Consider the following 11978-nt stretch of genomic DNA (forward strand, 5'->3'; position numbering starts at 1 on the left):
AGTCCCTCCTTGTTTTGACAAAAATCAAACTGTTATGCTTATTGTAAAACAGTTTTCAGTTTTTGTCTATCTCAAGAAGGGTACTGTAAGAAAATGTTAATAATCACCGGCCAAAATATTGGTTGATCCCTGCCAGAAGGCCGTCAGCCAATGTATTCAGAGTTGCCTGGGAGTGGTCTGATGCCTTGTCACCCAACTCTATGTCCACGGAAGGTATGGTGGAAAAGGAGGTCTGGGTCAGGTCCATGGCCATGGCTCCATTGGAGAATATCTTTACCCCAACGCCTTTCAGGCCTGCCACCAGACTCTCTCCAAGAGCATTGTGGGACTGCCAGTGGCTTCTCACCGGCTCCATGTTCCGATAGGAATCCACATTGGGCACACTCATATAAAACGCCCCCTTGTTGTTGGTGGTGGAATCCCAGTGGAGCGCAATATGGCAGTCGCTGGTATTGTTGGCGATCACTGTCCTGGCTATATTATCCAACTGCACATCATCACTTTCCCTTATCATCAGCACATCATACCCGGATGCCAGAAGTTTATCCTTTAGGATCTTTGCCATGGCAAGGGTCACCTTACTCTCCGCCGTACCGTCCGCAAATGTCATCCCGCCTGAAACAGCCACGGCCGAGGTTGCGCCCGCGCCGGTTGTGCCCCCGGTGACCTTGGGCGTACCATCCGGATGGCACAGGGTCTTCACCGAAGAACCGCCTTTTGTGCCGTGTCCCGCATTGACGCAGACCGTGATATTTTTCCTGCCGGATGCATCCGAACGGTAAAGCACGGCAGAACCGGAGTTGATCTTTGAAAAATCAGCATACTTCCAGGAAGGGTTCAGGGTAACCTCCCCGCTGTCCGCGCATGATGCCCCGGACACCCCGGCTGCCCCACTTGTCTCTACAACATCGGTGGTTACATAAGCGGATGAGAGATAGCAGGATGTACCGTTGTAATCGATCCTGGTCCACTCGCTGCTCTTACCCGTGCGTTTCAGTTTTGTCCCATGGCTTGCATAGGTGACTATGTTGGAATCGCTTCCCGTGTCACAGGATGACCGGATACGCACACTGCCTCCGTCAGAGGTCTTTACATAAACCGAATCGTCCACACTCTCAAATACCGGCAAGGGCGCTGTGGTCAGCTCTGTCTCCAGACGGGTGGTTTCCGCAGTGGCGCTGATCCGGATGTCTCCCTGGCTTTGATCATCCCGGCCCTGGTTATCCCGGCCCTGATCATCCTTGCCATTCTGGCCTTCAGAAGCAGAACCGCCTTTTCCTCCCAGACCATCCATGGCCGCCTCTGCCTGGGATACCTCTGCCTGGGACTTAAGTTCCTCACTGGTGGCATACTGGCTGCAGCCCGCAGCTCCAAGGCTGCAGGCCAGTATTCCTGCCAGCACAAAAGAAACCTTTGATCCCTGTCTTTCCCACGCCTTCATTTTCATACAATAGTACCTCCGCCTGCCACATGATCCCCCTGGTAGAACACAACGGCCTGGCCCGGCGTAGCCGCCCGTACCGGCTCGTGGAACACGCACTCCACCAGGTCCGGACCAATCTCCCGTATGGTGCAGGGCGCGCCCCTGTGGCTGTATCTGATCTTGGCAATGACCTCCATCGCCTGTCCATGAAGGCCGTCCACCGCCATCCAGTTCAACTTGCTGCAGCAAAGGACATTTGTAAATACATCCTTGCCCTCTCCGATCACCACCTCATTGGTCTCGGGACGTATCTCTACCACAAACACGGGACGCCCCATTGAAAGGTTCAGGCCCTTGCGCTGGCCAATGGTATAATGGGAGATTCCTTCGTGCCTGCCCAGGACATTTCCCTGCAGATCCACAAAATTGCCCTTTGGCATCTGCTTTCCTGTGTACTCTTCAATAAAATTGGCATAATCATGGTCCGGTATAAAACAGATCTCCTGGCTGTCAGGCTTATGGGCCACCTGAAGTCCGATGTCCCGGGCCATCCTGCGTATCTCATCCTTACAAAAGCTGCCCACAGGCATCAGGGTATGGGCCAGCTGATCCTGGGTCAGGTTGTAAAGGGCATAGGTCTGGTCCTTCTCCACTGTAACCGAGGTTTTGAGGGCATATCTGCCGTTTGGCAGCTGCTCGATCTGTGCATAATGGCCGGTGGCAATATAATCCGCCCCGATCGCCATGCTGCGCCTTAAAAGGGACTCCCACTTCACATAGCGGTTGCAGGCAATACAGGGGTTAGGTGTTTTCCCCTCCACATACTCGCCCACAAAATAGTCCATTACGTTTTTCCGGAACTCTTCCCTGAAATTCATGACATAATAAGGGATACCGAGATCCATGGCAACCCTGCGGGCATCATCCACGGCGCTTAAGCCGCAGCATCCCCCTTCTGCCTCCTGGACATCCGTATCCTCATCCTGCCATATCTGCATGGTGACGCCGATAACGTCATAACCCTGCTGCTTTAACAGCCAGGCAGCCACGGAGGAGTCAACTCCTCCTGACATGCCTACTACAACTTTCCTGCTCAATAGTCTTCTTCCTCTTCCTCTTCTTCGATATTATCCTTGGGTTTTTCCAACCCTTCAATGGTAATACCCTGTTTCTGTGCATAATCCCAGAGGGCGGCGTGAATGGCTTCCTCTGCTAACAATGAACAGTGTACCTTAACCGGGGGCAATCCGTCAAGAGCTTCCATGACAGCTTTGTTGGTGATTTTCATGGCCTCCTGGACGGATTTTCCTTTTACCAGTTCGGTAGCCATGCTGCTGGTAGCCACGGCCGCGCCGCAGCCAAAGGTTTTAAACTTCACATCCCTTATGATCTGGTTATCGTCAATATCCAGATAGATCCTCATGATATCGCCGCATTTGGGATTTCCCACGGTTCCCAGGCCGCTGGGGTTCTCTATTTCACCCACATTTCTTGGGTGCTCAAAATGGTCCATTACTTTCTCGGTGTACATCTATATTCCTCCTGGTCATGGGCGCCAAACCACAGGCGCTCCGCTTTTACTGTTTGTTGTGCTTCATATAATCTTCGTATAACGGTGACATGCTGCGCAGGTAAGCCACCACTTCCTTGATCTGCTCTACCACGTAGTCGATCTCTTCCCTGGTGTTCTCCTCGCTGAGCGTCAGACGCAGGGAACCATGGGCGATCTCATGGGGCAGCCCGATGGCCAGGAGCACATGGGATGGGTCCAGGGATCCGGAGGTACAGGCGGAGCCGCTGGAACCGCAGATCCCTGCCATGTCCAGTTTGATGAGAAGGGATTCCCCTTCAATGAACTGGAAAGCAAAGTTCGCATTGTTGGGAAGGCGGCTGGAACGGGAACCGTTGATCCTGGTAAAGGGCACCTCGCTGACCACCCGCTCCATCAGGTAATCACGAAGCTCCGTCTCTTTCTGTGTGCGCTCTTTCATGTTGGCCATGGCAATCTCCACTGCCTTGCCGTAGCCCACAATGCCGGGAACATTTTCCGTGCCTGCACGGCGTTTGCGCTCCTGGGCTCCCCCATGGATAAAGGAACGGATCTTAACGCCTGTACGGATATAGAGGAAACCGATCCCCTTTGGCCCGTTCAGCTTATGCCCGCTGGAGCTGAGCATGTCGATGTTGTAATCATCCACATTGATGGGCACGTGGGCGTAGGCCTGTACCGCGTCTGTGTGGAACAGGATACCGTGTTCTTTTGCAATTGCGCCGATCTCCTTTATGGGTTCAATGGTTCCGATCTCATTGTTTGCAAACATGACGGAGATCAGGATGGTGTCCGGCCTGATCGCCTTTTTCAGTTCGTCCAGCTTGACCACGCCGTTCTCATCCACATCCAGATAGGTGACATCGTATCCTCTCTTTTCCAGATACTGGCAGGTGTGAAGGATGGCATGGTGCTCAATCTTGCTGGTAATGATATGTTTTCCCTTCCCGGCATAGGCTTCCGCGGTTGCAACCAGAGCCCAGTTATCAGACTCGCTGCCTCCTGCCGTGAAATATATTTCATTGGTCTTGGCCCCCAATGACTGAGCAATGGTTTCCCTTGCATGGCTGACTGCTTTTTTGCTGTTGGTGGAAAAATCATATACGGATGATGGATTTCCATAAAATTCCGTAAAATATGGAAGCATGGCTTCCACTACCTCCGGCCTCGTCTTGGTGGTGGCCGCATTATCAAGATAAATCAACTGTTTCATACTAAAAATCCGCCTTTCTGTAGTCCTAAAGTTAAAAGCTTCATCTACGCCTCTTACTATACCATAGTATTCCTACAATTTCAATAGGAATACTTGTATTTTGTCCAAAGCAAACATGAAGGCTGATACTTTATTATATGTCATCCACACCCCTCAGTTCACAGGGATCCCCCGCCCTCCAGGCTCTGTCTTTTGCATCCGGCCCTATTAGAATCATGCACTGCATTGACATTTCCGCCCCTTCGTCATTATAATGGAAGTTAACGATATAGAAAGAAGGAAGATACTATGGGGATGAATGAAGGGGAAAATGAACGGTACGACATGCTGGTAAACGGGGATATCAGAAAGGTGGTGCCAAGGCTTGCCGTGCCCACCATCATAAGCATGATGGTCAGTTCCATTTATAATATGGCGGACACATTTTTTGTAAGCCAGCTGGGCACAAGCGCATCGGGAGCAGTGGGGATCATCTTTTCCGCCATGGCCATTATCCAGGCTCTGTCCTTTACCATCGGCATGGGCACCGGCAACCACATGGCGCGCTGTCTGGGCGCCGGCAGGACAAAGGAAGGTGAGACAGCTGTGTCCGTAGCCTTTTTTACGGGCATGATACTGGGCACCTGCCTGGGCTTTGTGTGCCTGCTGCACATTGACCAGATCGTCATGCTTTTAGGGGCCACCGAGACCATCAAGCCCTATGCGGTGGAGTATGCGCGCTATATCTTTATAGCCACCCCGTTTATGATGTGCTCCTTTATCATGAACAATCTTCTGCGCCTCCAGGGCCTGGCCGCATTTGCCATGATCGGCATCACCGCGGGAGGGATCCTGAACATTGCCCTGGACCCCCTGTTCATATTCGGCCTGAACCTGGGGACCTCAGGCGCTGCCATTGCCACCGGGCTCTCCCAGTTCATAAGCTTCTGCATCCTGCTGGCCCAGTGCAACAGGAGGAAAGGATGCATTCCCATACGGCTCCGGAATTTCCGCCCTTCCCTTTCCCTGTACGGAAAGATCATCTACGGCGGGATGCCTTCCCTGACCCGCCAGGGCATGGCAAGCATTGCCACCATTGTCCTTAACACCACGGCCCATCCCTTTGGGGACGCTGCCATTGCCGCCATGGCCATTGTAAACCGCCTGGTCTATTTCATCAATTCAGCCGTGATCGGGTTTGGCCAGGGCTTCCAGCCCGTATGCGCTTTTTCCTATGGGGCAAAAAAATATGCCCGGGTCCGCCAGGCATATATATTCTGTGTTAAATTTACCACCTGTATCCTGATCGTAATCTGCGCCGGAGTCTTTCTTATCTCGGGACATGTCATCAGCCTGTTCCGCAGGGATGACCCGGCGGTCATTGCCATCGGCACCCTGGCCCTGCGGCTTCAGCTCATCACCATGTGGTTCAATGGGTTCCTCACCATGAGCAACATGATGTCCCAGTCCATTGGATACGGTTTCAGAGCCACCCTGCTGTCCATTTCCCGGCAGGGGCTCTTCCTTATACCGATCCTGCTGCTGGCCGCCCATTTCCTTGGACTTCTGGGAATCCAGGCCGCCCAGCCCATTGCCGATGTATGTACCCTGGTACTCACGGCCTTTATTATACACGGGATCTTTCAGAGTTTTCCCCAGGAGCCCCAGGAAGTCCGCGATATTCAGGGCTTCCAGGGCGTCCGGTCCTGACTTATGATAAAACCTGGGGAAGCCAGAGGCTGATGGCAGGAATAAAGGTGATCAGCAGAAGCGTAATGATCATGCACAGGTAAAACGGCAGGGTCGCCTTGACTACCCGCTCTATGGGAACCTTGGAAACAGCGGATCCTATAAAAAGCACCGCTCCCACCGGAGGAGTCAAAAGGCCGATGCCGCAGTTTAACACCACCATGATGCCGAACTGAATGGGGTCGATCCCAATGGATGTTGCAATGGGCATCAGAATGGGGGTGGCGATCAGGATAATGGGCGCCATATCCATGATACAGCCCAGTACCAGAAGGATCAGGTTCAACAGCAGCGCCAGGATGACGGGATTGTTTGTCAGACCTGTGATGGCGTTGGCTGCCATTATAGGCACATGCAGGCGGGTCAGGCAGTAACCGAATATGCTGGAAGTGGAAATGAGGATCAATACAATGGACAGGGTCTCCACACATTCCCCCATAACTCTCCACACGCCTTTCCAGTCAAGGCCTTTGTAGATGAACACGCTGACGATCAGGCTGTAGATGACCGCAATGGCCGCTGACTCCGTTGCTGTAAATGCACCGCCCACAACGCCCACAACCACGATCAGCACCGCTGCCAGGGCCCAGAATGATACGCTAAGCTGCTTTAACAGGTTGGCAATGCTGAACTTATCGCCCTTCGGATAGTTGCGCTTCACAGAGATGATATAGGAGCCCACCATCAGCGATACTGCCAGCAGGGCCCCCGGTATATAGCCGGCCAGGAACAGACTTCCCACGGAAATGCCTCCCGCCGTGGTGGCATAGATCACCATGTTGTGGCTTGGCGGGACCAACAGGCCTTCACAGGAGGAGGTGATGGTTACCGCGGTTGAAAAATCGTCATCATAGCCCTGTTCCACCATCATTGGGATCAAAATGGAGCCGATGGAGGCCGTGTCCGCAGCAGCGGAACCGGAGATCCCTCCGAAAAAATAGGATGCCACAATATTGACCATGGCCATGCCGCCCCGCATCCATCCCACGCAGGCATTGGCCAGTGCAATCAGCTTTTCCGATATTCCTCCGGAGCCCATCAGGCAGCCCATGACAATGAAGAAAGGCACGGCCATCAGGCTGAAGGTGCTGATGCCCTTTACCATCTGCTGGCAGATGGTGGCCAGGGGAAGCCCCTGATACAGCAGACAGAATACAGAGGACAGGGCCACTGCGTACGCAATGGGAAACCTTAAAATAATCATAGCAAAAAAACTGGCCAGCAAAATCAGGATCGCAGCGTTTTCTCCGCTCATATACTCACTCCTCCTCTCCCATACAGATTGCTTTTACGTGATTGTACAGCGCTTCCAGTTCAAAGATCACCATCGCCACCCCGGCAAGGGGAACCGGAAAATACATCCAGAACCGTGAAAGCCAGGGCATGCTCACATAGGTCCCCTTGGAGCCAATGCCATTGGCATATTTCCAGCCCACGGTGATCATGATGACTGCAAGGGCAAGGACCGCCACATCGGACAGGATGTCAAGCGCCCTCACCACTGTCTTTGGCAGATAGATGTCAAAGGCTGTCATTCGGATATGGGCGTTCCTGCGGATCGCCAGGGCGGCTGAAAGCACTGCCATATAGGCCATACAGGTCAGGACAACCTCCTCGCTCCAGGCCGGATCCGGAATAAAGGGCACATAACGGCCAGCCACCGCCATACAGGTAATCAATATATCCACCGTCAGCAGCATTTTGCACAGGAACAAAACAAACTCATAGGTCTTATCATACACAGGTTTGATCTTGTCAATTGTTTGAAACAGAGATGACATGGTACTCTCCCTTCTATTATGAATGGCATTAAGAGACCTGACCGCAGCGAGCTCTGACTGACTTGGTCACTATAAAGATATTATAAAGGATTCGGGTGTCCAGGAATACGGTAAGTTTTTGCGAATTTTAGTATTTTTTTAACTTTTTTATAACTTATGCACAAAAATATAGCCTGTTAAGAAATCTTAACAGGCTAATTTTAACAACTTTTTAACGCAAATGCAGCATTTCATTTATGTTTTCTTTATATCATGCCTCCCATCCCCCTCCCCAGTCATAAAATCCTCCTCCATCCAATATACTTGTAATAATTCCCATTTCCCGGAGTATCCATGAAGGAGTCAATCATCGCATCTTCATCCATTTCCAAACGCCTTTCCCCACGGAAAATGGCGTTTATAACAGGTACGCTGCTCCTTACCTCCACAGGGTTCATATGCAGGATCCTGGGCTTTTTCTACCGTATTTACATGTCCAGGACCATCGGAGCCGAGGGCCTGGGCATTTACAATATGGTCCATCCCATATTCAGCATCTGTTTTGCCGTCTGTGCAGGTTCCATCCAAACCGCCCTGTCCCAGTATGTGGCCGCCAACCAGGCCCGGGGCAAGGCCGTGTTCAAGACAGGCCTTGTGATTGCCATGGGCATGTCTTTTATTCTTGCCTGGGTCATTTACACCAACAACCATTTCCTGGCTGAAAAGCTTTTGCTGGAACCCAGATGCGCGCCCTATCTTCCTGTTATGGCCGTATCTGTTCCCTTTGCAGCCCTCCACGCCTGCATTAACGGTTATTATTACGGAATGCAGAAAGCCAGAGTGCCTGCATTTTCCCAGGTGGCTGAGCAGGTCATCCGCATGGGCGCCGTGTTCCTGATCGCCGGTATCTGGCTGGATTCCGGACGTGAGATCACGGTGAGCCTGGCTGTGTACGGGCATCTGATCGGGGAAATGGCCTCAGCGGCATTTACCCTGTTCTGCCTAGGCTTTTTTCCTCCCTCGGGACGCAAAGAAGAGAGGAACATACGCAAGGTCATCCCTCTCTCCTTTGGTGCATCGGCAGCTCCCCTCATGGCTCTGGCACTGCCCCTTATGGGCAACCGGCTGATCCTTAATGTACTGGGAAGCGCAGAAGCCATATGGATTCCCAATAGGCTGATGAGTTCCGGCCTCACCAACTCCGAGGCCCTGTCCATCTACGGTGTGCTCACCAGTATGGCCCTGCCCTTTATCCTATTTCCGTCAGCCATCACCAATTCCATGGCCGTGCTCCTCCTCCCCACCGTGGCTGAAGCCCAGGCGGACGGCAATGAAGCCCGGATCTCCTCCATGATATCCATGTCCCTGCGCTACAGCTGTTATATGGGGATCCTGTGCATCGGCATCTTTACCATCTTCGGCAACCAGCTGGGCGTCAGCGTGTTCCATGACCAGAACGCAGGCACGTTCATCACCATCCTGTCCTGGCTGTGTCCTTTTATGTACCTGGCCACCACCATGGGCAGCATCCTGAACGGGCTGGGAAAGACCTCTGTCACATTTTTCCAAAACGTGTGGGCCATGGTCATACGGCTGGCCTTTGTGCTCTTTGCCATTCCCCGTTTTGGGATCCTGGGGTATCTGTGGGGTATGCTGGCCAGCGAGCTGGCCCTTGCTGTCATGTGTTTTCTGGCCGTGAAAAGGCAGGTGCCCTTTCAGTGGGATACTGCCAACATGATCATAAAGCCTGTTGTACTGCTTCTCATCTCCATCGGCATATACCTGGCATTCTCCCATGTGATGACATCCCTGGACCGCCTTCCCCTGTTTATTGAAACCTCGGTCCACATTGTATTCTTAAGTATCTGCTACATGGGGCTTTTGCTCCTGTTTCATAAGAGGAAACCGCTTCCGTAAAAGTGTTTCGGAGAACATGGTCCATACACGCGCTAGGAGGTACGGGACAGCAGGTAGTCCACGGCCTGCATCAGTCCGTCCCGGGCCACATCCCCGGTCACATAGTCCGCCGCCGCCCTGGCCTTGGCTGTCCCATTGCCCATGGCAATGCCGATCCCCGCATAGGAGAGCATGGACACGTCATTGTTACCGTCCCCAATGGCGGCCGCATCCTTGATATCGATCCCGTAATGGGCAAGAACCTGCCGGATCCCTGTACATTTTCCGCCTCCCTTTGGGGTCAGGTCCACTCCCTCCCCATCGTGCCATACAGAGTACTCGCAGCCCGGCAGCTTCTTTACCAGCTCCAATGCCCCAGGCTCATCCAGGTAAGGAATGACCTGGTAAATATCGTGGAAAAGAGCCCTCTTTATATCTCCCAGAGGAGGAATACGGGTTCCTATGCTCTGCTGCACCCGTTCCACCCGTTCATCCACATAATTCAGGTACCACCGGTGGGCTTCCATGAACAGGCAGGGAAACGGCTCCTTTTCCATGACCTCAAGGATTGTCTCCACCTGATCCCGGGCAATGGGATTCTTATACAGCACCGGTCTGCCCGGGCTTTCCTCATAACAGTACTGGCCGTTAAGGGTGACATAGGCGTCAAACACAAGGTCATCCAACAGTTTTTCCTCCTCGATCTCCAGATAATGCCGGCCGGTGGCGATAAACAGCCGGATACCGGCCTGTCTGGCCTTATCCAGAGCCTGTCTTGTGCTCATGCTGATCCCCTTTTTTTCAAATTCCCTTAAAGTACCGTCAATGTCAAAGAATATTGCTTTTACCATGCACGTCTCTCCTTTTTCCCCTTACTTTCCCTTTACGTTCCTCCTTGCATCATGCTCCAAGGTATCTATGGCACATTATACCAGTCCTTCCCTTAATGTAAAAGACCCGTTATTGACTTTCTTTTGGTTTGGAGATATATTTATTAGATGGCATTTTTTAGAGATAGAAAGGACTTGGTAATATTTATGGGAACATCAAAAGAAGCAAAAGAAGTAGACCTGGGTTCGGGCAGTGTGGGAAAATTGCTGTTTAATCTGGCAATTCCAGCCATTACCGCCCAAATTATCAATGTATTATATAACATGGTTGACCGTATGTACATAGGCCACCTGCCCGGCGTGGGGGCCAATGCCCTGACCGGCGTGGGCGTCACCTTTCCTGTCATCATGGCCATCTCAGCTTTTGCAGCCCTGGTGAGCATGGGCGGCGCGCCCAGGGCATCCATCATGCTGGGCAAGGGTAAAAAGGATGAGGCTGAAAATATCCTGGGCAACTGCACCACGGCCCTGATCGTGGTGGCGGTGGTGCTCACCGCCTTTTTCCTCACCTTTGGACGCAGTATCCTGCTGATGTTCGGCGCCAGCGCCAATACCATTGAGTACGGGTGGGCCTACATGCAGATCTATTCACTGGGGACCATTTTCGTGCAGCTGGCGCTGGGATTGAATGCGTTTATCAATGCCCAGGGATATGCAAAAACCGGAATGCTCACCGTACTGATCGGAGCCGTGTGCAACATCATCCTGGATCCCATTCTCATGTTTGGGTTCCATATGGGCGTGCGGGGCGCCGCTCTGGCAACCATCATCTCCCAGGGCATCTCCGCTGCCTGGGTGGTACTGTTCCTGCTTTCCAAAAAGAGTTATCTCAACATACGCCCCCATTATATGAAACCAAAAGCAGAGGTCCTCATGCCTGCCATTGCCCTGGGGGCCGCACCCTTTGTGATGCAGTTCACGGAAAGCATTTTGAACATCTGCTTTAATACTTCACTGTTAAAATACGGAGGTGATGTGGCCGTGGGGGCCATGACCATTATGGGAAGCGTGATGCAGTTCTCCCTGCTCCCCCTTCAGGGGCTGACCCAGGGCGCGCAGCCCATTATCAGCTTTAACTTTGGGGCAAAAAAACTGGACCGGGTCAGCAGAACCTTCCGTCTTCTGCTCATCTCCTGTATGTGCTATTCCACTGCCATGTGGGCGGTCAGCATGTTTGCTCCCTCGGTCTTTATCCGTATCTTCACCAAGGACCCTGCCCTCACCGCCTTCAGCACCTGGTCCATCCATATATACATGGCCGCCGTCCTGCTCTTTGGCGCCCAGCTGGCCTGCCAGCAGACCTTCATCGCACTGGGCGACAGCAAGACTTCATTGTTCCTGGCGCTGCTGAGAAAGGTCATCCTGCTGATACCTCTTATCTACGTCCTGCCTGCATTTTTTGAAAACAAGGTATTTGCGGTTTTCCTGGCAGAGCCCATTGCAGATACACTGGCAGTCTGCACCACGGTATCACTGTTTATCATTTCCTTCAGGAAATTGAAACGCGAAATGAAATAAT

The 11978-nt window shown here is 52.4% G+C and carries 10 protein-coding genes; 3 read left to right on the top strand and 7 right to left on the bottom strand.

Going from position 1 to position 11978, the window contains the following annotated elements; genetic code table 11:
• Positions 1-103 precede the first annotated feature (103 nt).
• Genes ABID13_RS12950 through nifS form a run of 4 tightly spaced genes read right to left on the bottom strand, consistent with a single transcriptional unit; the run spans position 104 to position 4185 of the window.
• The gene (locus tag ABID13_RS12950) at positions 104-1447 is read right to left on the bottom strand and encodes an N-acetylmuramoyl-L-alanine amidase (protein WP_156200167.1); all 1344 of its coding nucleotides are present in this window, start codon (positions 1445-1447) and stop codon (positions 104-106) included.
• Entirely contained in the window at positions 1444-2520 is a 1077-nt protein-coding gene (mnmA, locus tag ABID13_RS12955; protein WP_156200170.1) for a tRNA 2-thiouridine(34) synthase MnmA, read from the bottom strand. Before mnmA ends, ABID13_RS12950 begins: the two co-directional genes overlap by 4 nt.
• The gene (nifU, locus tag ABID13_RS12960) at positions 2517-2954 is read right to left on the bottom strand and encodes a Fe-S cluster assembly scaffold protein NifU (protein ID WP_007867790.1); all 438 of its coding nucleotides are present in this window, start codon (positions 2952-2954) and stop codon (positions 2517-2519) included. Before nifU ends, mnmA begins: the two co-directional genes overlap by 4 nt.
• Positions 2955-3000: 46 nt before the next feature.
• Positions 3001-4185 (bottom strand): cysteine desulfurase NifS, encoded by a 1185-nt coding sequence (gene nifS / locus ABID13_RS12965; protein WP_007867791.1) that lies wholly within the window; start codon positions 4183-4185, stop codon positions 3001-3003.
• A 288-nt stretch (positions 4186-4473) separates the two neighbouring features.
• On the opposite strand from nifS, the gene ABID13_RS12970 reads away from it, so the two are divergent.
• Complete coding sequence (locus ABID13_RS12970) at positions 4474-5874, top strand: MATE family efflux transporter (protein ID WP_048930760.1); 1401 nt, start codon at positions 4474-4476, stop codon at positions 5872-5874.
• Position 5875: 1 nt separating this feature from the next.
• Here the strand turns inward: ABID13_RS12970 and ABID13_RS12975 are convergent, their stop codons facing one another.
• Positions 5876-7168 (bottom strand): TRAP transporter large permease, encoded by a 1293-nt coding sequence (locus ABID13_RS12975; RefSeq protein WP_007867794.1) that lies wholly within the window; start codon positions 7166-7168, stop codon positions 5876-5878.
• A 4-nt stretch (positions 7169-7172) separates the two neighbouring features.
• Positions 7173-7694 carry a TRAP transporter small permease gene (locus tag ABID13_RS12980; protein WP_007867796.1) on the bottom strand — a complete coding sequence of 174 codons (522 nt, stop codon included), beginning with the start codon at positions 7692-7694 and terminating at the stop codon, positions 7173-7175.
• A gap of 333 nt (positions 7695-8027) precedes the next feature.
• Here ABID13_RS12980 and ABID13_RS12985 point away from each other — a divergent pair, with 333 nt between their 5' ends.
• The gene (locus ABID13_RS12985; protein WP_007867798.1) at positions 8028-9590 is read left to right on the top strand and encodes a putative polysaccharide biosynthesis protein; all 1563 of its coding nucleotides are present in this window, start codon (positions 8028-8030) and stop codon (positions 9588-9590) included.
• A gap of 32 nt (positions 9591-9622) precedes the next feature.
• On the opposite strand, the gene ABID13_RS12990 is transcribed toward ABID13_RS12985, so the two are convergent.
• Complete coding sequence (locus tag ABID13_RS12990; RefSeq protein ID WP_007867801.1) at positions 9623-10420, bottom strand: Cof-type HAD-IIB family hydrolase; 798 nt, start codon at positions 10418-10420, stop codon at positions 9623-9625.
• Positions 10421-10606: 186 nt separating this feature from the next.
• On the opposite strand from ABID13_RS12990, the gene ABID13_RS12995 reads away from it, so the two are divergent.
• Entirely contained in the window at positions 10607-11977 is a 1371-nt protein-coding gene (locus ABID13_RS12995; protein WP_007867803.1) for an MATE family efflux transporter, read from the top strand.
• Position 11978: the final 1 nt, after the last annotated feature.

It is taken from the genome of Enterocloster citroniae, from assembly GCF_040545455.1.
In the GTDB taxonomy this organism is placed as follows: domain Bacteria; phylum Bacillota; class Clostridia; order Lachnospirales; family Lachnospiraceae; genus Enterocloster; species Enterocloster citroniae.